21 protein-coding genes are annotated in these 23976 nt (G+C 63.9%); 8 read left to right on the forward strand and 13 right to left on the reverse strand.

The window, feature by feature from the left end; translation table 11 throughout:
* Positions 1 to 6: 6 nt before the first annotated feature.
* The 11 genes from yidD to gorA form a co-directional block, all read right to left on the reverse strand.
* Complete coding sequence (yidD, locus tag QWY79_RS14220) at positions 7 to 327, reverse strand: membrane protein insertion efficiency factor YidD (RefSeq protein ID WP_290274150.1); 321 nt, start codon at positions 325 to 327, stop codon at positions 7 to 9.
* A 16-nt stretch (positions 328 to 343) separates the two neighbouring features.
* Positions 344 to 781 carry a phosphoribosyl-AMP cyclohydrolase gene (gene hisI, locus QWY79_RS14225; protein ID WP_290274152.1) on the reverse strand — a complete coding sequence of 146 codons (438 nt, stop codon included), beginning with the start codon at positions 779 to 781 and terminating at the stop codon, positions 344 to 346.
* 16 nt (positions 782 to 797) lie between these two features.
* A complete protein-coding gene (locus tag QWY79_RS14230; RefSeq protein WP_141319439.1) occupies positions 798 to 1250 on the reverse strand; it encodes a transcriptional repressor in 453 nt (150 codons plus the stop codon).
* A 70-nt stretch (positions 1251 to 1320) separates the two neighbouring features.
* Positions 1321 to 2298, reverse strand: coding sequence for an alpha-L-glutamate ligase-like protein (locus tag QWY79_RS14235; RefSeq protein WP_290274154.1), 978 nt, complete (start codon positions 2296 to 2298; stop codon positions 1321 to 1323).
* A gap of 4 nt (positions 2299 to 2302) precedes the next feature.
* Complete coding sequence (locus QWY79_RS14240) at positions 2303 to 3814, reverse strand: inactive transglutaminase family protein (protein ID WP_290274156.1); 1512 nt, start codon at positions 3812 to 3814, stop codon at positions 2303 to 2305.
* Between the two features lie 43 nt (positions 3815 to 3857).
* Positions 3858 to 4706, reverse strand: a complete 849-nt coding sequence (locus QWY79_RS14245) for an ATP-dependent zinc protease family protein (RefSeq protein ID WP_290274159.1) — start codon at positions 4704 to 4706, stop codon at positions 3858 to 3860.
* A gap of 348 nt (positions 4707 to 5054) precedes the next feature.
* The gene (locus QWY79_RS14250) at positions 5055 to 6260 is read right to left on the reverse strand and encodes a DNA glycosylase AlkZ-like family protein (protein ID WP_290274163.1); all 1206 of its coding nucleotides are present in this window, start codon (positions 6258 to 6260) and stop codon (positions 5055 to 5057) included.
* Between the two features lie 98 nt (positions 6261 to 6358).
* Positions 6359 to 6748, reverse strand: coding sequence for an ectoine synthase (locus tag QWY79_RS14255; RefSeq protein WP_290274165.1), 390 nt, complete (start codon positions 6746 to 6748; stop codon positions 6359 to 6361).
* Between the two features lie 86 nt (positions 6749 to 6834).
* Positions 6835 to 8100, reverse strand: a complete 1266-nt coding sequence (gene ectB, locus QWY79_RS14260; protein WP_290274169.1) for a diaminobutyrate--2-oxoglutarate transaminase — start codon at positions 8098 to 8100, stop codon at positions 6835 to 6837.
* Between the two features lie 82 nt (positions 8101 to 8182).
* Positions 8183 to 8761 carry a diaminobutyrate acetyltransferase gene (gene ectA / locus QWY79_RS14265; protein WP_290274171.1) on the reverse strand — a complete coding sequence of 193 codons (579 nt, stop codon included), beginning with the start codon at positions 8759 to 8761 and terminating at the stop codon, positions 8183 to 8185.
* Between the two features lie 267 nt (positions 8762 to 9028).
* Complete coding sequence (gorA, locus tag QWY79_RS14270; RefSeq protein WP_290274173.1) at positions 9029 to 10390, reverse strand: glutathione-disulfide reductase; 1362 nt, start codon at positions 10388 to 10390, stop codon at positions 9029 to 9031.
* Positions 10391 to 10540: 150 nt separating this feature from the next.
* On the opposite strand from gorA, the gene can reads away from it, so the two are divergent.
* The 8 genes from can to QWY79_RS14310 all read left to right on the forward strand — a co-directional run bounded on the left by can (position 10541) and on the right by QWY79_RS14310 (position 19258).
* Positions 10541 to 11194 (forward strand): carbonate dehydratase, encoded by a 654-nt coding sequence (gene can / locus QWY79_RS14275; RefSeq protein ID WP_290274175.1) that lies wholly within the window; start codon positions 10541 to 10543, stop codon positions 11192 to 11194.
* Positions 11195 to 11384: 190 nt separating this feature from the next.
* On the forward strand, positions 11385 to 12962 hold the full coding sequence (locus QWY79_RS14280; RefSeq protein WP_290274177.1) for an ABC transporter substrate-binding protein: 1578 nt from the start codon (positions 11385 to 11387) through the stop codon (positions 12960 to 12962).
* A 163-nt stretch (positions 12963 to 13125) separates the two neighbouring features.
* On the forward strand, positions 13126 to 14172 hold the full coding sequence (locus QWY79_RS14285) for an ABC transporter permease (protein WP_290274179.1): 1047 nt from the start codon (positions 13126 to 13128) through the stop codon (positions 14170 to 14172).
* Entirely contained in the window at positions 14169 to 15110 is a 942-nt protein-coding gene (locus QWY79_RS14290; RefSeq protein WP_290274181.1) for an ABC transporter permease, read from the forward strand. The genes QWY79_RS14285 and QWY79_RS14290 overlap by 4 nt, the downstream gene beginning before the upstream one ends.
* 5 nt (positions 15111 to 15115) lie before the next feature.
* On the forward strand, positions 15116 to 16135 hold the full coding sequence (locus QWY79_RS14295) for an ABC transporter ATP-binding protein (protein WP_290274183.1): 1020 nt from the start codon (positions 15116 to 15118) through the stop codon (positions 16133 to 16135).
* On the forward strand, positions 16135 to 17175 hold the full coding sequence (locus tag QWY79_RS14300) for an ABC transporter ATP-binding protein (protein WP_290274185.1): 1041 nt from the start codon (positions 16135 to 16137) through the stop codon (positions 17173 to 17175). The genes QWY79_RS14295 and QWY79_RS14300 overlap by 1 nt, the downstream gene beginning before the upstream one ends.
* A 161-nt stretch (positions 17176 to 17336) precedes the next feature.
* Entirely contained in the window at positions 17337 to 18266 is a 930-nt protein-coding gene (locus QWY79_RS14305) for a LysR family transcriptional regulator (protein WP_290274187.1), read from the forward strand.
* A complete protein-coding gene (locus QWY79_RS14310) occupies positions 18263 to 19258 on the forward strand; it encodes a hydrolase (RefSeq protein WP_290274190.1) in 996 nt (331 codons plus the stop codon). Before QWY79_RS14305 ends, QWY79_RS14310 begins: the two co-directional genes overlap by 4 nt.
* On the opposite strand, the gene msrA is transcribed toward QWY79_RS14310, so the two are convergent.
* Together msrA and tamB are read right to left on the reverse strand one after the other, a co-directional pair.
* Complete coding sequence (gene msrA, locus QWY79_RS14315) at positions 19248 to 19865, reverse strand: peptide-methionine (S)-S-oxide reductase MsrA (protein ID WP_290274193.1); 618 nt, start codon at positions 19863 to 19865, stop codon at positions 19248 to 19250. The two genes, QWY79_RS14310 and msrA, sit on opposite strands and share 11 nt — an antisense overlap.
* 44 nt (positions 19866 to 19909) lie before the next feature.
* Entirely contained in the window at positions 19910 to 23968 is a 4059-nt protein-coding gene (gene tamB / locus QWY79_RS14320; protein WP_290274196.1) for an autotransporter assembly complex protein TamB, read from the reverse strand.
* Positions 23969 to 23976: the final 8 nt, after the last annotated feature.

The raw sequence follows: 23976 nt of genomic DNA on the forward strand, positions 1-23976 counted from the left end.
GTTTCCTTAATGGCGACACCGGAAGTCGTCATCCAGCTCAGGGTCTTCCCTGCACAGCCGCTCGCTGGGGCCGCCGGGCACCGGGTCGATGCCGCCGGACGCGCCGGGATGGCAGCGCAGGATGCGTTTGATGGCCAGCCAGCCGCCCTTGAACGGCCCCTGTACTCGCAGGGCCTCCAGTGTATATTGCGAGCAGCTCGGCCAGTAACGACATCTCGGCCCCAGGAGGGGGCTCAGGCAGCACTGATAGAGCCTGACCAGGCCGACGAGCGTCAGAGTCAGCAGATATCGGCACAGGCGGCTGATGCCGGAGAGCAGGGCGGTCATAAGGCAGCCAGCAGGCTCATCGCGAGTAGAGGCTATCCGGGTCGAGCAGTGGCGCCGAGGCGATCCTGGCCTGCTCGCCTTCCAGCACGACGTAGAAGCAGCTGCGCCGCCCGGTATGGCAGGCGGGCCCGGTCTGGTCGACCTGCAGCAGCAGGGTGTCGCCATCGCAATCGAACGCCGCGCTGACCAGATGCTGTTGCTGGCCGGAGGATTCCCCCTTGCGCCACAGGCGGTCCCGGGAACGCGACCAGTAGCAGACACGCCCGGTACTCAGGGTCTCCTCGAGTGCCAGGCGATTCATCCAGGCCATCATCAGGACCTCGCCGCTGTCGTGCTGCTGGGCAATGGCGGGCATCAGGCCGGCGTCGTTGAAACGCGCGGCAGCGAGGATATCGGTCAGCGGCCGAGTACTGTCGGCAGTGGCGCCTTCCAGCGCCTTGAACACGTCTGACATGAGGGCTCCGTGACGGTCAGGAGGTCTGGGCCTGCTGGTGACAGCTATCGCAGCGGCCCAGCAGCTCGATGGTCTGGCGCTGGACCGTGAATCCCAGCTCATGGGCCCGGCGGCCGAGCTGCTCATTGATGGTGTCGAGGTGGAGTTCCTCGACACGGCCGCAGTCGCGGCAGATCAATAACTGAAAGCCATGGGCATGTTCCGGGCAGGGGCAGGCGACATAGGCATTCAGCGATTCGATGCGATGTACCAGCCCCTGGTCGATCAAAAATTCCAGGGCGCGATAGACGGTCGGCGGGCGGGCCGCAGCGTGTTCGGTGGTCAGGCGGTCGAGCAGGTCATAAGCCTTCAGGCCCCCCCGGGTGTCGGCGATCATCTGCAGCACGCGTTGTCGGATCGGCGTGAAGCGTACGCCGCGCTGGCGACACTGGCGCTCGGCCTGATCCATCAGAGCTCGGGAATCGGTCATGCTAGCCATGCGCTCTCTGGAGTAAAGGGCTCATTCTACGCGTCGCATGCCTGCACTGCCAGGCGCGGCCTCAAGCCGAGGCCTCCCGGGTGCTCTCCAGTTCGCTGCGGCGGGCGAAGTGATGCTGGGCGAAATCGACACGTTGCGCCGGGGGAACGCCGTCGGCCTGTTGCTCGATGAGGTCGAGGCGATTGCGCAGCCCCTCGCCATTGGCCATCTGGATGGCCAGGCCGGGGCGAGCATTGAGCTCCAGCAGCATGGGGCCATGCTGGCGGTCGAGCACCATGTCGGTTCCCAGATAGCCCAGCGAGGTCATTTCATGGCAACTGGCGGCCAGTTCCAGCAGGGTCCGCCAGTTGTCGATATGCAGACTGGCGAGTTCATGGCCGGTATCCGGATGATCGTGGCGCGAGCGATCGAACTGGACGCCGCGAATGGCCTGTCCCGAGGCAATGTCGATGCCCACGCCGACGGCGCCCTGATGCAGGTTGGCCTTGCCGTCCGAGGCCGCCGTGGAGAGCCGCATCATGGCCATCACGGGGTAGCCCTTGAAGACGATGACACGAATGTCGGGTACGCCCTCATAGGTGTAGGCACTGAAGGATTCGTCGAAATCGATCAAGCCCTCGACCAGTGCCACATCCGGAGAGCCGCCGAGGGAATACAGCCCCGACAGGATGTTGGAGACATGGCGCTCCACGTCACGCAGCGTCAAGTGCGTGCCACTGGGCTTGACGTAGTGCTCGCCCTCGAGGCGTTCGATCACCAGGATGCCCTTGCCGCCACTGCCCTTGGCCGGTTTGATGACGAAGCCGCTGTGGCCGTCGAGGATGCGACGCATGTGCTTGATGCCGAACTGGGTCGAGACCGTGCCGATCAAGGCCGGGGTAGTGATGTTGTAACGCTGGGCCAACAGCTTGGTCTGCAGCTTGTCGTCGACCAGAGGATAAAGCCGCCGATCGTTGTAGCGGCCGATATAGTGGATATTGCGCCGATTCATGCCGATGATGCCCTTGGTGCGCAGCTTGCCGGGGGTCGTCCAGTTCATCGCGTCAATCCTCCGTGACCGGCTTGAAGCGACGCAATTCGAGCAGACGATAGCCCGTGTAATTGCCGAGCATGAGGATCAGGGCCATCAGGATCAGCTGTACCCCCAGGAAGTTGAAGGTGATATGGCGAATCCACGGATTGTTCATCGCCAGATAGGCGAGCACGGCGGTCACCAGGCTGCCGCCACCCTGGATCAGGACTTCCTTGGGGCCTTCTTCCTCCCACAGGATCGACATGCGCTCGATGGTCCAGGACAGGATGATCATCGGGAAGAAGGTGATGGTCAGGCCGGCATTGAGGCCCATCCGGTAGGAAAGCACCGAGAACAGCGAGATGATCGCGATCACCGTTATGATCACCGCCGTGACCCGGGCCACCAGCAGCAGGTTGAGGTACGACAGATAGTTGCGGATCACCAGTCCGACGGCAACGACCAGCAAAAAGCCGATCAGGCCGGTCGCCAGGGTGGTCTGGATGAAGGCCAGGGCAATCAGCACCGGCATGAAGGTGCCGGAGGTCTTGATGCCGACCAGGACGCGCAGCAAGACCACCACCAGGGCGCCAATGGGAATCAGCAGAATGGTCTGGAAGAGCGCCTGTTCTTCCAGCGGCAGGCTGTGAATGGAGAAGTTGAGCAGGGTGTCCGAGGTTTCGGTGATCCGCTCACGCACCAGGGCTTCGGCAGGCTGGGTGCGCGACAGCATCGAGAAGGTGACGCCGGAGTTGGTGCCGCCCTGAACCTCGAGCACCGATTGTCCGGCACTTTCCCAGAGCAACAGATTGTCCGGTCGGCCCTGTTGACCGCTGTGGGGATTGAAGATGGCCTGCTCGTCGCCGTCGTATACCTGAATCCACGACGTCAGGGTCTGCCGACGGCGCCCGTGATCGAGCTCCAGGCCGCTGACGGCGCGTGCCGCGACACCGGCCTGGTTAAGCAGGCGAACCATCAGGGGCACGCGGTCGAACTGGGTCAACAACAGGCGCGCGTTTTCTCCCTGACGCTCATCGCTGAAGTCACGTATCAGTTCCCGGGCGAAAGTGAAGGCGTCGGCACTGCGTGACCAAGCGCGTTCTATGACCTGACTGGCCGCGGTGTCATAGGGGCGTTCCCAGACGGTGTCGTCGGCCGGCGAGGGCGGTGGCACCCGGGAAGCCTGGGCCCGAGGCGTGACCTGCATGCGGGCGCTGTAGTACAGCTGCTGGCTGCCCGTGGCCTCGCGTGTCGACCACAGTGCTCGTCGAGTGCCGTTTTCCTCGATGAAGGAAAGACCATAGCCCGGCGAGGCGGTGTGCTCATCCTGCAGGCGAAAACCCTGTTGAGTGGAAGGCAGGGCCATTTCCACCTTGGCCGGACCGCCGTCGGCAACGAAATTGACCTGTGCCTCGATTTCCCAGACCTGCCGCTGTTCGCCGGGTGTCCAGGGAACCTCGAACTGGACATGACGGTGCAGGCTCATGCCGATGCCGGTTACCAGCAACAGCACGACGATCAAGTAGAAGGGCAGTCGGGACATGTCAACTTCCTGGGAGAATCATGGAGAGGCGAGCCTTGTGGGATCAGGACGACTCGTCGCTGGTCGCGTCTTCTTCGCCGTCCGCGGAGTCAGCTTCGGTGCCGGGCATCTCGGGCTGGTCATGCACGAATTCCCTGGCGACATCGATGATGGCGATGTCCATCAGGAAGCGTCGTCCCAGCAGCACCGGATGTGCCAGATCGCGGCGATCGGTCAGGGTGAACTGCACGGGCTCGCGGATGGGCCCGAGCGTCATCAGCAGCTCGATGACCGGTCGCGACTCTTCGCCGGCCGCCTGGATGACGCGCACGCGTCGTTCGATGGGTGCCTCCTGCCAGCTGTCGCGCGCGACCTCGGCGACCGCATCGTCCTTCGTGACTCCCAGCTTGAAGCGTACCCAGTCTTCGCCATCGCGTTCGAAAGGCGTGATGTCGCGGGCGCTCAGCGAGGACGTATCGGCCCCCGAATCGACCCGTGCTTTCAGGGAGGTGCCGATATCGGGCAAGCCGACCCATTCGGTGCGGCCCAGCAGTTCCTTGTTGGCCAGGCGGTCATCCGTCGCGCGGCACTCGGTGACGACGCGTGTGGTGTTCTGCTGGCGGCTGTCACGCTCGAGCTGCTCGATGTCGGTGCTCAAGTCGCGCACCAGCCGGCCGACCTCACGCACATCCGCCGTCAGCGTGCGTTGCCCCTGGCGCTGCTGGGCGAGGCGCTCGGAGTGATCGTCGCACTGCGCCATGACCCGTCTTTCGAGTTGCTGCAGGCCGACCTGGAATTCGGCCGAGGTGACGGGCGGTGGCGCAGGCTCCTGCTGGGATGGCAGCCAGGCGCAGCCACCAAGCAATGCCGCAGCGCCGAGTAGCGTTAACATCAGGGACGGGCGTTTCGGCATGGTGAGGGTGTCCTTAGCACTGAGGGAGTACAAAATGCTCAAGCTGCATGGATGATAAGGAGGCGATCAAGTGGTGTCCACGCCGGAGTGTCCAGCATGTGCCGTGAAGCTGACGTCGATACTACAGTATCGCTCATGACGTGCGATGGCGGAGACACTGAATCGACGGGACAGCCGCGCTGAGTAGAATTTCGTAGAATGTATATTATGTTAAATAAAGGAATGCAAAGAAATGCAAATGTCGAACCCGCCAGGCTGATTGGCCGTGCATGAAGTCAGGAGCTGCTGGCTATACTCTGCTCGTTTCTCGTTGTGCGTAGCCTGTCCATGGACTTATCAGAGCGTCGATTAATATCGCGCGGCCCGCTGCCAGGCGCGTCTGGCAGCCTGCCCGAGGCCTCGCGGCAGGATCACGCGCTGCGCCCCGAGATACGCCAGGAAGTGTCGTGCCGTCGCTTCCAGGGCTTCGGCCAGGCCGTACGGCAAACTCGCTGGTCGAATGTCCGGCTCCCAGTGCCAGGCGTGAAGCTGGAACACGCCGCCCCGGCAGTCGGCATCGAAGCGAGCCACGAAGCGCTCGCCCCACAGCACCGGCAGCACGTAATAGCCCCAGCGGCGTTGTGCTGCCGGCTTGTAGACCTCCCAGACATAATCGAAACCGAACAACCGGGACACTGCCTTGCGGTCCCACATCAAGGGATCGAGCGGCGCGACAAAGCGCAGCGGCGGATCCGGCGCCGTGCCGGCGTCATCGAGCTCCGCGATCAGCCCCGGGCTGGCCCAGAAGGCTTCCCCCTCGATATCGACCTCGATCAGCCGGCCCTTGTCGATGGCCCGGCGGGCGATTCGGTCGCGTTCGCTGCGCGCGCATGGCAGCAACCATACGGCTGCATCGGCGGCCGGCCGCAGCAGTCCGACTGCCTGAACGCGGCGGGTAATCAGGCGTTCCAGGGCGTCATCGGTATCGCCGGGCTGATGGCTGGATGGCTGCGGCAGGACGCGTTGTGGCAGGTCGTGGGCATGGCGCCCCTTGACCCGATGATGGGTCATGAGGCGGCCGGTGTCCCACAGTGCCTTGAGCAGGTGTCGCGAGCGCCTGGGCCCGTACCAGTGGCCACGCAATGCCGGGTCCGAACGCTGATCCCCCAGCTCGAGACTGGTGGATGGCCCCTGGCGTACTACCTGTTCGACCAGTTCGCCGGCCTCGCGCGACTCGACATCGATGCCGCGCCGCCGCCAGCGCGCGGCGAACCATTCATGAAATGGCGCCTGGGCCCACCAGTCCTGTGCACCGATCAGGCTGGCCTGCTTGTCCCAGCCATCCACCAGCAGACGACGCTCATAGGCTGCCGACTGCCAGTCGCCCTGCCGATATCCGGGCACTCTTGACTGCAATACCAGGTCCGGATTGGTGCCCACGGGTGCCAGGGGGTCGAACTGAATGGTACCCAGGCGCTCGATCACTCGATCGAGACATTGCTGTTGACCATGCAGGTGACTCAAGACACGCCGGGCATCCGCCCGGGTCAAGCCCAGGCGCTTGCTGTGGGCCATGAGGATCCTCCGAAGCAACGGAGCCCCGGGCCTTATGGCCAGGGGCTCGGATAGCGCAACACGGTGGCGTCGGCGGGATCGGCTTCCCCACTGGCGGATTATTCCGCAGGTGCGTAGGAACCGTCCTCGCGATGCATCTCATTGCCGGTCAGGCCCGGCGTAAAGACACAGGCCAGGTGCATGGTCCTGGTGGCTCGCAGCAGGTGCTCGTCGTGCTGATCGAGGATGTAGATGTCACCCGGCTTGATGGGCCAGATCTTGCCATCGGCCAGGGTTTCCACTTCGCCCTCGCCTTCGATGCAGTAGACGGCTTCGAAGTGATGCTTGTAGTGGATATGGGTCTCGGTACCCTCGAAAATACGGGTGATGTGGAAGGAACAGTTGCCGCCGTCTTCTGCCAGCGATAAACGGGTACTGTCCCAGTTGCCGTTTTCGGCGGTGACGAGGCGCTCGGTCTGGCGGGCCTGCTCTAGGTTACGAACGATCATGTCGGCTCTCCGGTGATTCGTGGACGAGCCGGCCGCAAGCTACGGCCGGCTTCGGGTAGCATGCCATCAAGGCAGCTTCATGGCGATCAACTGAACGCCTGATGGGTGCTGGACTCGAGAATATCCAGCCCCTCGATCAGGTCTTCATCCGGGATCGTCAGCGGACACAGGCACTTGACGACTTCCCCGTCCTGGCCACTGGTTTCGATGATCAGACCATTCTCGAAGGCCTGATGGGTGATCCTGTCGGCAATATCACCGGCCCCGACATCGATGCCGCGCATCAGGCCGCGGCCACGCTCGGAGGCCTCGATGCCATTGTCGGCCAGCCAGCCGGCGATCCTGGCAAAGCGTTCCTCGACGATACGACCCTTGCGCTGCACGTCAAGCTCGAAGCTGTCATCGCTCCAGTACTGGCGCATGGCCGCCGTGGCGGTCACGAATGCGAGGTTGAAGCCGCGGAAGGTGCCGTTGTACTGACCGGGCTTCCACTTGTCGAGTTCCGGCCGCATGAGAACATGGGCGAATGGCAGGCCATAGCCGGACAGAGACTTGGAATTGGTCACGATGTCCGGGGTGACACCGGCATGCTCGAAACTGAAGAACTTGCCGGTACGCCCGCAACCCGCCTGGATGTCATCGACGATCAACAGGATATCGTGGGCGTGACAGATGCTCTCGAGGCGCTTGAGCCATTCGAGCCCCGACACATTGATGCCGCCCTCGCCCTGCACCGTCTCGACGATGACCGCGGCGGGCACGTCCAGGCCGCCGGACTGGTCGCCCAGCAGCTTCTCGAAGTAATCCAGGGTGTCGATGCTGTTGCCCATGTAGCCGTCGAACGGCATGAAGGCAGCGCCCTGGGTCGGAATGCCCCCCGTGGCCTCGCGAAACTTGCGATTGCCGGTGGTGGCCAGTGCTCCCATGGTCACGCCGTGGAAGCCATTGGTGAAGGTCACGATGTTGTGACGGCCCTTGGCCACTCGGGCCAGACGAATGGCGGCTTCCACGGCGTTGGTGCCGGTCGGCCCCGGCAGGTGAACCTTGTACTCCAGGCCGCGCGGCTTGAGGATCACTTCCTCGAGCGTTTCCAGGTAATCCCGCTTGGCGGCGGTCCAGAAATCCAAGCCATGCACGATGCCGTCGCTATCCAGGTAGTCCAGCAGCGCCTGCTTGAGATGCGGGTTGTTGTGGCCATAGTTGAGGGTGCCGGCACCGGCCAGAAAATCGATGTATTCGCGCCCCTCTTCATCGGTCAGGCGAGCATTCCGGGCCTGGGTGAAGACGACCGGAAAAGAGCGGGAATAAGTGCGTACCTCGGACTCCATGCGCTCGAGGGTCTGGGTCTGCATGGGAAACTCCTCTGCAATGAATTGAATGAATCGGGAAGCGGGGTTGCCGGCCGGCAGCGGGCCGGCAAGGCGGCGTTGCGGATCAGATCCGATCGGTCTGGAACGGGCCGATGCGAACGAGGTTTTCCGGGTCATGCTCACCGCCGAGTTGATCGGTAGAGAAGTATTCGCGACTGTTCAAGGGCGCCTGCCAGCGTTCGGCCAGTCGACGGAACAGCGCCCAGGAGGCCTGGTTGTCGGGCGTGATGGTGGTCTCGAGATGGTGGACGTCGCGCATCTCCGGGCGTGTCAGGATGGCTTCGGCCAGGCGGCGGGCCATGCCGGTGCCCCGCGCCTTCTCGCCGACGGCAACCTGCCAGAGAAAATAGGTATCCGGCGCATTGCTTTTCACATAGCCGGAGACGAAACCGACGATGGTGCCCTCTTCATTCATGGCCACGGCGCAGCTGTCACGGAACTGTGTGGCCAGCAGCAGATAGGCATAGGCGGAATTGACGTCCAGTGGCGGGCAGGACTTGACCAGCTCGTAGATGCCCCAGCCATCATCCGGGTTGGGTTTGCGGATGAAGAGTGACGAGGCTTCATGGCCGACCACGGCATCCGAGACGCTGGGCCTTGCCAGGTCGGATGAGGGGGTAAACGGCTCTGTAGGTGCGTTCATGTTCAGGGTTCGCTGTAGCGAATTCGTTAGCCATCATAACAACCGCTTCATCTTATTTCAAAAGCTGGTTTATCCAGCTTCCAAATATCCATAATGCAGAATTATGACCTGCATGCAGCCCTTTCCCGGATCGGCCTCGGGACCTGGGCAGCGACTCGAGCGCCCGCGTTCGTCAGGGGGCTTGAATGCCTGGCCGTAAACGTGAAAAGCCACCCCTGAGGGTGGCTTGCCGAGATGACGTGAAGGTGACGTCGGGGCTGCCGATCTTCAGTGGCGGCTGGGAGTGCGCATGGTGACGAATTCCTCGGCCCCGGTGGGATGGATGCCCACTGTCTGGTCGAACTGTGCCTTGGTCAGCCCGGCACGCACGGCGATGGCAATGCCCTGGATGACCTCCCCGGCCTCCTCGCCGACCATGTGCGCACCGACCACGACATCGGTGGCGTCATCGACGATTAGTTTCATCAGGCAGCGCTCGCTGCTGCCCGAGAGCGTATGCTTCATGGGACGGAAATCGGCGCTGTAGACCCGGATCGCTGCATACGTCTCGCGGGCCGCTTCCTCGGACAGGCCGACGGTGCCGATATTGGGATGACAGAATACCGCCGTGGCGATGCGCGCATAGTCCAGCGGCTCGGGAGTGGCTTCACCGAAGTGGTGCTCGACGAGCTTCATGGCCTCTTCCAGCGCCACCGGGGTCAGCTCGGGGCCGCCGGTGACATCGCCCAGTGCCAGGATCGAAGGCACGGAGGTCTCGAAGCGCTCGTTGACCTTGAGTGTGCCATCGTCGTGGGTGGCCACGTCGAGCCGGTCGAGACCCAGCCCGGCCAGATGCGGCCGCCGGCCGGTCGCGGCCAGCACGGCGTCGACCTCCAGCACGCGGCCGTCGGTCAGCGTGACCCTGAGGCCGCTCGCTACTTTCTCGATGGCTTCGATATTGGTGTCGAAGTGCAGGTTGACGCCCTTCTTGGCCATTTCGTTGCGCGTGTATTCGCGCACCTCGTTGTCGAAACCGCGCAGGAAGAGATCGCCGCGGTAGACCAGGTGGGACTCGCTGCCCAGGCCATTGAAGATGCTGGCGAACTCGACGGCAATATAGCCGCCGCCGAGGACCAGGAAGCGTCGCGGGAATTCGTCCAGATCGAAGACCTGGTTGGAGTTGACGGTCAACTCCTTGCCCGGAAAGTCGGGCACCCAGGGCCAGCCACCGACCGCCACCAGGATCTTGTCGGCACTGATGGTGTCGCCGCCGACCTCGACATGATGAGCGTCGACGACGCTGGCGCGGCCATTGATCAGGCGAACGTCGGCATTGTCGAGCAGTCGGCCATAGATGCCGTTCAGGCGCTTGATCTCGCCGATCTTATTGTCGCGCAGGGTGGCCCAGTCAAAGCGTGGCGCTTCGCCGAGCTGCCAGCCGAAGCCGCCGGCATCCTCGAAGGCCTCGTGGAAATGCGCGGCATGCGAATACAGCTTCTTGGGCACGCAACCGACATTGACACAGGTGCCGCCCAGATAGCGGTCCTCGGCCACGGCCACGCGGGCGCCCTGGGCAGCGGCCGTGCGGGCGGCGCGCACGCCACCGGATCCCGCCCCGATGACGAAGAGATCATAATCGAACTCGGACACAGGTTTCTCCTGAAGGATGCGAGAGTGAAGATGCCACGATGATACCAGCGCCCGACAGGCCCCGGGAGGGGCTCGGCCATTGACCGGCACTATGCCGGTAATAAAAAATATTCCGCGTCAGTCAGCCTGATCACAAGAGACTCTCCCCACATGAAAAATGAAATGAAGCAGCTCCTCGAGCGCAATCGCCAATGGGCGGAAAGCGTGAACCGCGAGGATCCCGACTTCTTCGCGCGCCTTTCCGAGCAGCAGAATCCGGATTATCTGTGGATCGGCTGCTCCGACTCGCGAGTCCCGGCCAACCAGATCATCGACCTGCCGCCAGGCGAGGTCTTCGTTCACCGCAACGTTGCTAACCTGCTTCATCACAATGACATGAACGCGCTTTCGGTGGTGCAGTTCGCCGTCGACGTGCTCAAGGTCAAGCACATCATGGTCGTCGGTCATTACGGCTGTGGCGGGGTCAAGGCGGCCGTCACCGGCGGCGAGTGCGGCATCGTCGATTACTGGCTGCACTCGGTGCGTGAACTCTACAGCCTGAATCGTCCCGACCTAGAGCATCTGCCGCTGGACCAGCAGGTAGATCGCATGTGCGAGTTGAACGTTCAGGCCCAGGTCAACAACCTGTGTCGCACCAAGATCCTGCAACGCGCCTGGCAGCGGGGCCAGCCGTTGGCCGTGCACGGCTGGGTCTACGGTCTAAGTGATGGCCTCGCCACCGACCTGGAGTGCAGCGTGACGGGACTCGACCAGGTTTCCACCCTGTATCGCATCGACCGCGCCACGCCGGCCAGTGAGGATTGAATCCCTGCCCCACTGCCCCTGCGTCCGGCACGGCTATTCGTCGGACGCATGGCGGCGTCTCATAATTTCGATTGTCCTTTTCCCGCCGACCTCTCTATGTTGATGACTGGACCATAATGGTCGAAATGCTCGAGGTTCACCGGACCCGAGCCGCGAGACCGATAACAATCCATCCGGCATGGAACGAGACATGACAATCAAGAAGACTCTGCTGGCTAGCGTCATCGGCACCGCCATGACCTCCGCTGCTATTGCCCCGGCCGCTCTGGCGGAAAATACCCTGCGCATGGCCTACGATGCCGATCCGGTGTCACTGGATATCCACGAACAGTTGTCGGGAGGCATCCTGCAACTGTCACACATGACCTTCGACCCGCTGGTGCGCTGGACCAAGGACCTGGATATCGAGCCACGCCTGGCATCGTCCTGGGAACAGGTGAATGACACCACCCTGCGCATGCAGCTGCGTGAAGGCGTGGAATTCCACAGCGGCAACACCTTCACCGCCGAGGATGTCGTCTGGACCATCGAGCGCCTCAAGCGCAGCCCGGACTTCAAGGCCATCTTCGAGCCCATCGAGACTGCCACGGCCATCGATGAACACACGCTCGAGATCAAGACCAAGAAGCCCTATCCGCTGCTGCTCAACCTGGCGACCTACATCTTCCCCATGGACAGCGAGTTCTACTCCGGGGAAGACAGCGACGGCGATGCCAAGGACCAGATCGTCAAGAACGGCAACTCCTTTGCCTCGCGCAACATGTCCGGCACCGGACCCTTCGAGGTCACCGAACGCCAGCAAGGCGTGCGCGTGGTCTTCGAGCGCCATGATGACTACTGGGACGAGGAATCACCGGGCAACGTCGACAAGATCGTGTTGAAGCCGATCGGCGAGAATGCCACCCGTGTCGCCGCCCTGCTTTCCGGCGATGTCGACTTCATCGCGCCGGTGCCGCCCAACGATCTGGAGCGTGTCCGCCAGGACGACAACGCCAAGCTGGTCACCATGTCCGGCACGCGCATCATCCTGTTCCACATGAACCAGGAACGCGTCGAGGCCTTCCAGGATCCCCGGGTTCGCAAGGCATTTGCCTATGCCATCAATCAAGAAGGCATCGCCGATCGTCTGATGAAGGGCTTCGCCACCCCGGCGGCGCAGATGTCGCCCGAGGGCTATGCCGGCTACAACAGCGATCTCGAACCGCGCTACGACGTGGAAAAGGCCAAGCAGCTGATGGCCGAAGCCGGTTACGAGGACGGCTTCTCGATTTCCATGATGGCGCCCAACAATCGTTACGTGAACGATGCCAAGATCGCCCAGGCGGTGGCGGCCATGCTGGCGCGCATCAATGTCGAGGTGGACCTCAAGACGCTGCCCAAGGCCCAGTACTGGGGCGAGTACGATGACCGCGTCTCCGACATGATGATGATCGGCTGGCATGCGGATACCGAGGACTCGGCCAACTTCCACGAGTACCTCACGGCCTGCCCGGATGCCGAGAGCGGTGCCGGTCAGTACAACGCCGGCATCTACTGCAACCCCGAGGTCGACGAGCTGGTGGCCGAGGCCAATCTCGAGCTCGACCAGGCCAAGCGCGCGGAAATGCTGCAGCAGATGGAGAAGACGCTCTACGACGAAGCGGCCTTCATTCCCCTGCACTGGCAGGACCTGGCCTGGGCAGGCGACAAGAGCCTCGACATCGAGCCGGTGGTCAACGTCATGAACTTCCCCTATCTCGGGGACCTCGTCGTCGACACAGACGAGTAACACCACTCAGCCGGTCCGCGCAGGCCTGCCGGGCCGGCCATTCGAACCCCACTGCGTGACACTCCCTTCGCTCGAGGGGCGTGTCCCCGCGTGCCAGGGATCCTGACCCCCGGGCCTCTTGCCGAGGCTCGGCAGCAGGCCCGGAAACTATGGAACGCCACACATGATCGCTTTTCTGATCAAGCGCCTCTTTCATGCGCTGCTGGTGATGTTCGTCATCAGCGTGATCGCCTTCGCCATCCAGGACAATCTGGGCGACCCCATTCAGCAGATGGTCGGCCAATCGGTACCGGAAAGCGAACGCGAGGCCCTGCGGGAAGAACTGGGGCTCAATGATCCCTTCGTTGTGCAATACCTGCGCTTCGCCGCCAATGCCGCCCAGTTCGACTTCGGTTACTCGTATATCTTCAACGAGCCGACCACCCAGGTCATCATGCGACACCTGCCGGCGACGCTGGAGCTGGTGGCCGCCACGACCTTCCTGATCATTGCGCTGTCGGTGCCCATCGGGGTCTACAGTGCCATCAAGCCACGGGCCTGGTTGTCACGCTTCTTCATGGGTGTGTCGATCATCGGCATCTCGATTCCCGTCTTTCTCACCGCCATCGTGCTGATTCAGATCTTCGCCATCGGCGTCAGCTGGACGCCCTTCCCCGTCGATACCGGCTGGGGCAGCTGGCTGAACGACCTGGTCACTACCGAGGGTGGCATGCCGGCCTATGGCCGAGGCGATCCGGTGCCAGTCTTCGGCACCTGGGAGACCAACTTCGCCACCCTGGAAGGCCTGACCTATATCCTGTTGCCGGCCATTTCGCTGGCCTCGATCATGCTGCCGCTGTTCATCCGCCTGATTCGTGCCGAGATGCTCGAGGTGCTGCAGTCGGATTACATCAAGTTCGCCCGCGCCAAGGGCATCTCGCCGCGGCGCATCTACTTCCTGCATGCGCTCAAGAACACCATGCTGCCGGTGATCACCGTGGGCGGTGTGCAGATCGGCACCCTGGTGGCCTACACCATCCTGACCGAGACGGTCTTCCAGTGGCCCGGCATGGGGCTGATGTTCCTGGATGCCATCGAGCGCTCCGACATACCACTGATCGTGACCTATCTGATGATCGTCGGGCTGATCTTCGTGATCACCAACACCCTGGTCGATCTGATCTATGGCCTGATCAATCCCACCGTCAAGCTGACAGGGAAACCCGCATGACCTCGCTGACGACCCGACCCACGAGCCGTTGGGAACGCTTCCGCGACTCCTATCTGCTCTACAGTTTCAAGCGCGACCTGATTGCCCAGGTCAGCCTGCTGGTGTTCATCGTTCTGGTCGCCGCCGCCGTGCTGGCGCCCTGGCTGGCGCCGATGAATCCCTACGATCTGGCCCAGATCGATATCCTGGCCTCAGAGCTGCCGCCCTTCTGGGTGGATGGCAGCGACCCCATGTATCTCATGGGCACCGACGCCCAGGGCCGTGACCTGCTGTCGACCATCCTTTATGGCCTGAGGGTTTCGCTGATCATCGGCTTCGGCGCCGTCGCCATGCAGGCGACCCTGGGGGTCTGCTTCGGCCTGCTGGCCGGCTATCTGGGGGGCCGCGTCGATGCCTTCCTGATGCGACTGGCCGATATCCAGTTGTCGTTCTCGACCCTGATGGTCGCCATTATCGTGGGTGCCCTGTTCAAGGCCATCTTCGGCGGAGCCACCTTCAGCGACTATGCCGTTCCCCTGCTGGTGTTGATCATCGGCCTGGCCGAGTGGCCGCAGTATGCGCGCACCGTGCGGGCCTCGGTACTCGCCGAGAAAGGCAAGGAGTATGTCGATGCGGCACGCGTCATGGGGCTGCCGAGTCGGCGCATCATGTTCCGCCACATTCTGCCCAATACGCTGTCGCCGATCTTCGTCATCTCCACGGTGCAGGTGGCCAACGCCATCATCTCGGAAGCCGCCCTGTCGTTCCTCGGCCTCGGCATGCCCGAAACGCAGCCCTCGCTCGGCTCCCTGATCAAGTCCGGCTTCGACTACCTGCAGTCCGGCTCCTGGTGGATCACCCTGATTCCCGGCCTGGTGCTGGTGATGCTGGTGCTGGTGATCAACCTGCTGGGCGACTGGCTGCGCGACGTGCTCAATCCGCGACTCTACAAGGGCTGAATCTCATGTCTCTACTCGACGTTAACCACCTCGATGTGCGCTTCGCGCTGCGTGGCGGCGATGTGCGGGCCCTGCGCGATGTCTGCTTCAGTCTGGATCGCGGCGAGCGCCTGGGCATCGTCGGCGAGTCCGGTGCCGGCAAGTCGGTGGCGGCCTTCACGCTGCTCAACCTGATCGCCAAACCCGGCTATATCGCCGGCGGCAGTATCGAGTTCGATGGCCAGGAACTGATCGGCCTCAGCGATCGCAAGTTGCGCAAGGTGCGCGGTCATCGCATGTCGATGATCTTCCAGGACCCGATGATGACCCTCAATCCGGTACTGACCATCGGCGAACAGATGGTCGAGTGCCTCAAGGCACATCGCCGCATCAGTACCCGTCAGGCGCGCACCATTTCGCTCAACCGACTCCAGCAGGTCCAGATCCCCTCGCCCGAGGCGCGACTGGACCAGTATCCGCACGAGCTGTCCGGTGGCATGCGACAGCGGGTGATCATTGCCATCGCCCTGCTGCTCGACCCGGACATCATCATCGCCGATGAACCGACCACGGCACTGGATGTGACCATTCAGGCCGAGATCATGGCGCTGCTGCTCGAGCTCTGCGAGACCCACAATGTCGGTCTGATACTGATCACCCACGATCTGGGGGTGGTCAGCCAGGTCACCCAGCGCATGCTGGTCATGTATGCCGGTCGCGTCATCGAGCAGGGACCGACCCGGGAGATCATCAATGATCCGCAACACCCCTACACCCAGGGGCTGATCAATGCCCTGCCGCAGATGGCCACCCCGGGCGAGCGGCTCAACCAGATTCCCGGCAGCATGCCGTCGCTTTCCAACCTGCCGAGCGGCTGTGCCTTCCATCCGCGTTGTGGCTTCGTCGAACGCGCCGACGGCAGCCATCGTTCTGCCTGTCACGAGGAAGTGCCGGCATTCGTGACCTCCGGCAACTGTCAGGCCGCCTGCCACATGGTGGCGGAGATGATCGAAAGCGAACGCATTCCGGCCGAGGAGCAAGACTGATGAATTCGACCGCGACAAGCCCGGAATCTTCACGGCCGCTGTTGAGCCTCAAGGGGATCGAGAAGCGTTTCTCGCTTTCCGGGGATTTTCTCGAACAACTCCAGTTCAAGGGCGGCAAGCTGGTGCGCCACCAGGAACACGTGCACGCCATCAATGGCGTGGACCTGGACATTCAACGTGGCGAAGCCCTGTGCGTCGTCGGCGAGTCCGGCTGCGGCAAGTCCACGGTGGCGCGTACCGTCATGGGTCTGATCACGCCCTCGGCGGGCGAGGTTCACTATGACGGGGAACGCATCGACGACCTGAGCACCAAACAGCTGCTGCCCTATCGTCGCCGCATGCAGATGATCTTCCAGAACCCCTATGCGTCGCTGAACCCTCGCATGACCATTCAACAGACGCTGGAAGAGCCGATCCGGCTGCATCATCCGGACTGGTCCAACCAGGCCGTCAAGGACAAGGTCAGCGAGGTGATGACGTCCGTCGGCATCAGCGCGGACTGGGGGCCGCGCTACGGCCACGAGTTCTCCGGTGGTCAACGCCAGCGCATTGCCATCGCCCGGGCACTGGCCGTGGATCCGGAATTCATCGTCGCCGACGAACCGATCTCGGCGCTGGATGTGTCGATTCAGGCCCAGGTGCTCAACCTGCTGATGGAAGCGCAACAGCGCAGCAACCTGACCTATCTGTTCATCACTCACGACCTGGCCGTGGTCGAGCATTTCGGCACCCGGGTTGCGGTGATGTATCTGGGCCGGGTCTGCGAGGTGGCGCCTACCGCGACCCTGTTCTCCCGCCCTCGCCATCCCTATACCCAGGCGCTGATGTCGGCCATTCCGCGACTCGAGGATGACCGCCCGCAGCATATTCGCCTCGAAGGCGAGGTGCCGACGCCGGTCAACCTGCCTTCGGGCTGTGTCTTCCACGGGCGCTGCCCGCATGCCGATGAACGCTGTCGCCATGAAATTCCCGCCCTGATCGCCACGGATGACGGGGGCCAGGTGGCCTGTCATGCGGTCGAGGAAGGGCGCATTGGCTGAGTGTGCCGGTTTGCTGGCATAATGCATTCATTAGCAAAGCGTGCCGCAGGGAGCCCGATGATCCGGGCTCTCTTGCGTTGCGGCGTGTGCTTCGTCATCTATCGATGCAGTGGTTGCCTGGTGGCTGATCCCATCCGGGGAACCGCGGCAAGAGAGCTGTCATGGAAATACGCTGGTTGGAAGATTTCATTGCCCTGGCCCGGACGCGGCACTTCTCGCGGGCGGCGGAAGAGCAGAATGTCACCCAACCGACCTTCTCGCGACGCATCAAGTTGCTCGAGGATGACATGGGGGCGACCCTGATCAACCGTCAGACCCTGCCGCTTTCCCTGACCCCCGAAGGCGAGGAGTTCCTCGGTCTGTGTCAGGACGTGACGCGGCGCGTCGCCGATACGCGTCAACGCCTGGGCAGCCTGGCCGAGCACCAGGCCGCTGGCATGCGGCTGGCCGCGTCCCAGAGCCTGCTGGCCAACTTTCTGCCGGAGTGGCTGGCCGGCTGGTCGCGTCCCCCTGATATCTCGCCCTACCTGCGCGCCACCGGCTGGTTGACGCCGGATTACTTCCAGGCGCTGGGTCGCGACGAGTGTGACCTGGTGATGTGCTACTGGCCGGTGGATGAGGTGCCGATGGAATTCGATACTGCGGACTTCGATTATCGTCGACTGGGGACGGAACGCCTGGTACCGGTATCGCTGCCAACCGAGGATGGTGTCCCGCGTTTTGCGCTGGATCCGCCGAGCCATCAGCCCCTGCCGCTGATTGCCTATCATCCGCGCTCCATGGTCAATGCGGCGCTTCGCCGCCATCTGGACGCACGAGGGGCTTCTCCCACCTTCAATGTGCTCAACGAAAGCATCCAGAGCGGCAATATCCGCGAGCTGGTCGGGCTGGGCTATGGTATCGGGTGGTTGCCGGAACGCAGCGTCACGCAAGCGCTGGCCTCGGGCAGGCTGGTGCTGGCCGGCAACACCTCCTGGTGCCTGCCACTGGACATCCGACTCTATCGTCGCCATGTCGCCCAGTCTGCCGTCGATGCGCTGTGGCAGGAGCTGGATGACAGCGTCACGTCGAAGCGGGACGTCGGTACGTGATCCAGGCAGGCGACTTCTCCGCCGACTTTCGACCGGCACCCGGGCTGGCCAATGCGCATCTGCAGACGTTGTTACCGCGCGTGCTGCCACGGCCCGCGCCGGACATGACCCGGGAGACTCTCGAACTGCCCGACGGCGACTTCGTCGAACTCGCCTGGTGCGGCCGGTCCGCGACCTCCGAGCGGGCCCCGCTGCTGGTGATGTTTCACGGTCTGGAAGGTTCGGTGGACTCGCCCTATGCGCGTCATGTCATGGCCAGCGCCGAACAATCGGGCTGGCGAGCGCTGCTGATGCACTTCCGAGGCTGCGGGCAATGGCCGAACCGACTGCCGCGTGCCTATCACAGTGGCGACACCGCGGATGCCCGCTATCTGCTCGAGACACTACGCCATCGCTATCCGCACGCCACCATAGCGGCACTGGGCGTATCGCTCGGCGCCAATATGCTGCTCAAGCTGGTCGCCGAGGAAGCCGACGACCGGCTTCAGCTGCGGGGCGCCATGGCGGTGGCACCGCCGGTGGATCTGGCCGCCTGTGCCGACACCCTGGAGCAGGGCATGGCGAGGATCTACCAACGCCACCTGCTCGATGCCCTGAAAGGCAAGGTGGCGCCGCGACTGGCAGACAGGGAATTGCCGCTGGATCTGCAGCCGGCCGATCTCCCCCATCTCGCGACCCTGCGGGCCTATGACGATGCGGTGACGGCCCCCCTGCACGGCTTCACGGGGGCCGAAGACTATTATCGGCGTGCTTCGTCCGGCCCCCTGCTGGGCCGGATCGAGCTGCCGACCCTGATCCTGCACGCCGCGGATGATCCCTTCATGCCGCCCGGTCTCTACGACCGCCTGTCACTGGGGACCGGGGTCCGCCTGGAACGGGCCAGTCACGGCGGTCATGTGGGCTATGTCGAGTGGCGGGACGGGCGACTCGCCAGCTGGCTGGCGCGCCGCGTCGCACAGCAGCTCGATCACTGGGCCACCGTCATGCGCTGATCGGGCAGCTCACCCCGGTGCCTTTCAGGCCGCAATAGCCGCCGGGATTCTTGTCGAGGTATTGCTGATGATATTCCTCGGCATAATAGAAAACTTCCAACGGCATAATCTCGGTGGTAATCGGGCCCCTGCCCTGCTCCGCCAGCGCCCCGGCGTAGGCCTCGCGGCTGTGTCGGGCCCGTTCCTGCTGAGCTTCATCGAGGGTCAGGATGATCGAGCGATACTGGGGGCCGATATCGTTACCCTGGCGATCGCCCTGGGTCGGATCGTGGGCCTCCCAGAAATAGCGCAGTATCGTCTCCAGCGAGATCACCTCGGGGTCGAAGACGATCCGCACCACTTCGGCATGGCCGGTGCGACCGGTGCAGGTCTCGTCATAGCTCGGATTGGGCGTGACGCCTCCGGCATAGCCCACGGCCGTGACATGCACGCCGGGAAGTTCCCAGAACAGCCGCTCGGCACCCCAGAAACACCCCAGGCCGAGCACGACTTCATGCATGCCTTCCGGCCAGGGCGGCAGCATGCTGCGTCCGGACACCCGATGCCGGCCGGAAATTTCCAGTGGCGTGCTGCGCCCCTGCGGCGCGCTTGCAGCCTGTACGTTCATGACGCTTTCCTCGTTGTTGCGCGAATATGGCGTGTCTGACGAGCCTATTCCAGGTCCGGCGGATCGCCCGGCAGGCTGAAGGTATAGATCAGGTCCACCGCCTGGGAGGCACCGGAGACCGCTTCCACATAGAGGTTGCGCCACAGCTTGTAGCGCAGGCTCAGCTCGGCGATGGGCGAGAAGACCCCGACGCCGTAACCGACGCTCAAGCGGTCGGTGAGGTTGCCTCGGACCACCACCTGGCTATCCTCGCCGCTGCCGGCCGAATCCAGCTGCAGGTCCTGAATGCCGAAGGCCTCGCCGATGGCCCCCACGGTTCCGCCAGCCTGCCCCAGACTCACGCCGATCAGTGCCGAGGTCAAGGCGCCGTCGGCGCCGCCGCTGGCATCCGGTGCGCGGCCACGCAGCACATAGGACAGCGCCCGTGACTCATCCATGGCCGGCTCGGAAAAGATCTGCAGGCGTGGACTGGAGGCCGGTCCGGAAACCTGAATGCCGGCAATCACATCGTCCTCGGTACTGTCCGGATTGCGGATGGCCTCGAAGTCGAGCAGAGGCTCGCCGGGAGGCCCGCTGAAATACAGGATGCCCTCGCGGATGATCAGGTCCTGGGCGAAGGCTCGGAAGCGACCGTCCACGAGGTTGACGTCACCGAAGATCTGCACCGGCCCGCCCTGCTGGCGAACCTCGAGGTTGCCGGCCAGACCGGTCTCCAGCCCATAGGCCGAGAGCCGCATGTCCGGGCCCAGCGACAGGGTGATGCGCATGTCCATGGCCATGCCGGCGTCGGACATGGCCTCGGCCGTCGATTCACCGGTGGCCTGCGCGGTTTCCCGGGCTTCGACTTCTTCACGGCTGACGATGACCTCGTCGGGGCTGGCCGACTGTGCCGAGGCCGGTACTTCACCGACTTCGAGCCGGGCCCAGGGAATGCCGACATCGCCGCGCAGGCGCAGTCTTTCCGGATTGGCACTGATACTGAGCTCGGGTGCCAGGCGCAGGCGGCCGAAACCGGACAGCGAGGCCTGCAAGGGCTGCTCGACGCCGTTGAGATCGATGGCTGCCTGCCAGGCATCGGCGGACGGCCAGCTGGCATTACCTTCTATCTCTAGCCTGCCCTGTTCGCTGGCCACGAAGCCGTCGAGCAGGGCGCGATCGCCATTGAGAGCGACGTTCAGGCGCCCGTCGGTAACGGAAAGCGGCAGCCCCAGGCCGACTGCCTGGAGTCCGCCCAGTTCCAGGTTGCCATCGAGTCGGGGTTGCTGACGATCGCCACTGATCTCGATGCGTCCGCCGAGCGCCCCTTCGAGGGTCTTGACGTCGGCCACCAGCGGCCGGTACGGGCTCAAGGCGAGCTCCTCCACCGCCAGGGTGCCGGAGAGATTGCCGGCCCCCATGGGGTCGTCGATGCCCAGATCGAGGCGCAGCGCACCACTCTCGCCCAGCGTGAGCCCCAGATCGACATCGGCACGCCCCTGATCGGCCTGTAGGTCCAGCGTCAGTCCGGTGCCGGGCACCGTCCAGGCCTTGCCATAGGCATCCTGTCCGGCAATATCCAGGCTGCTCTCCAGGTTGGCTTCAGCCTGCCAGGCGCTACCTCCTCGGGACCACTGGGCGGTCATGCGGGCCTGGGTCTCGCCCGCCATTTGCCAACCGGCGGGCATGGCGTCATTGATCAGGTCCATGGGCAGCTCATTGATAGTCAGCACGGCATTGCCGCTGTCGGCCGAGGCGGCAAGCGGCTCTTCGAGACAGACCGCACCGCCCTCGCGACGGCGCAGACAGAATGGCTGCGCGGTGACCGCGCTGCTGGCCAGGTCGGCCTCGACCACCAGGGCATCATCGAGGGCCAGCTCGCCATACCCGGTACTGGCCTCGAGGGGTGTCAGGCGGCCCTGATAGCGTTGTGCCTGTTGATCCAGCCCGCCTTCCAGCGCCAGATTCAGTGAGGACAGCAGGCCTTCGGTCGGGCCACTCACATCCAGCGTCAGGCGGTGCTGCGACAACCGCCCGTCGAGGTTCAGGTCGACGCTGTCGAACACCTGGCCCGCCGCGTCGATACCCTCGGCATTGAGTGCCACATCCAGGCGTGGATCCTCGAGGCCGGCCACCTCTCCGGTCAGCTCGAGTCGTGTCAGGGCGTTGTCGGCGAAGGCCAGGCCATCGCCGGCAAGATCGAGCTGCAGCTGGGGTGCCTCCAGACTGCCCGAGGCATCGATGCTGCCGCTCAGGGCACCGTTCAGCTCCGGGTAGAGACTGTCGAGGGCCGGCATGTCCAGCTCGGCTGCCACATCGAGCTGCTCGGGGGACACCTCGCCGCTGGCGTCGAGACGATTATCGCCCTGGCGGAAAGCCAGGGTCTGGATCTGCCAGTTCATGCGGCTATCGCCGGCCAGTTGGGCCTCGAGGCTGAGCGGATAATCGGCCAGGGTGCCATTGATCGCCAGGCCGGGTACCTCTACCCGCCAGCCATCCGCATCCTGTGTGAAGGCGACATCGGCACTGCCATCCAGGTTACCGCTCAAGCCCTCGACGAAGGGTTCGGGATTCAGGTCGTTGAGCGCGAGGCTGGCTTCCACCGCCAGCCCCTCGGCCCAGTCGATGCGCCCCTCGGTGGTCACGCGGGCGTCATTCATGTGCAGGGCCAATGGTTCCCAGATGAAATGCGCCAGATCGCCACGCCCGCTCAGCTCCACCCGGGTACGCGGTACCTGCGGGCCCTGTGCCGCCAGTGAAAGCCGGGTGCGGTAATCGGTCAGGCTGCCTTCCGCTTCGAGACTGAGCGATTCGACCCGCCAGGGTTCGGTCGTCTCCGACGCTTCCGGGTCCGTGCTGGAGGCGTCGGTGTCGTCCTCTTCCTGACCGTTCCCGGTGTCGGTATCCGCTTGTGCGGTGGCCGGTGGGGTGGCGGCTTGCATGCCAGGCAGTGGCCATTGCAGGCCGGGGCTCTGCAGTGACGCCTGAAACGGCAGTGTCGGGTCGAGGGCATCGAGGGTGGCGCTGAAGCGGGTCTCGATGGGCCCGGTCGTGGTCAGGTCAACCTGGAGATCCGCCAGGTCACCGCTCACGGCGAGCTCGATACGCTCGCCGTCAAGCGCCGGCATGCGTTGCGGCAGGTAGAGATCGCTTTCGAGGCGAGCGTTCAGCGGGTAGTCGCCGCTCAGGGTGACCTCGGCCTCGAGGCGGGCATCCGCGGCCGAACTCGCCACTTGCAGCGGCTCGATGGTGATGTCCTGTCCCCGAGCCGTGACGCTCAGCAGCAACTCCTCGAGGTGATAGGCAAAGGCGCCTTCCACGGCCGTATCGGTGACCTTGAGCTCCGGGACTTCCACATTGATGGGCAGGGTGATGTCCGGCAGCTCGATACGCGGCTTGTCTTCCAGCGACTGGCCGGCCATGCCCGCGGCCTCGGGGGCCGCCTCGGCGGGCAACGGTGAATTCGCGGCGATCGAGGCATCAATGGCGGCAGCGGCCAGGATGGGGCCTTCGTGTTCGCCTGCGCTGAGGGCGAGCTGATTGCCGGCCGACAGCGGCAGGGTCAGGCGCAGTCCATCCAGTCGGGTGGGCAGGAGCTCGAGCGTATCGTCCTTTGCCACCGCCCCGGTGGCAAAGGACGACCAATAGAGTCTGGTGCCATCGGCCAGCCGAACCTCCACATCATCCAGTGCCAGTTCGCGTAACTCGATGGGCAACGGCAGCTGGATGGGGCCTGGCATGCCGCCCTCGCCGCCGGCCGGTTCCGGCTCGGGAGGTGGCGCGTCGCTGGCCGAGAGGCGAATGCGTGCGCCCTCGACATCCAGTCGGTCGAGACACAGGCGCCCGTCCAGCAGGCAATCCTCGGCCCAGGCGAGTTCCAGCCGCTGCACGGCCACCTGGGCCGGGCCGGCCTCGAGACTCAGTTCCTCGACAATGAGTGTATCCAGTGGCGCGCCCTCGGCGCTGGCGAAGTCGTAGAGCCCCATGCGTTTGCCCTGATCGAGGAGCAGTCCGGTGCCCCAGGGCGACAGGGCCAGGCCCAGCACCAGAAAGACCAGTCCGCACAACCACAGCGGGATCAGCAACAACAGGCGGGTCAGCGCCCAGGTCAAGCGACGTAGTCTCACGTGGCGGC

The sequence above is a fragment of the Halomonas sabkhae genome (genome assembly GCF_030409265.1).
In the GTDB taxonomy this organism is placed as follows: Bacteria; Pseudomonadota; Gammaproteobacteria; order Pseudomonadales; family Halomonadaceae; genus Halomonas; species Halomonas halmophila.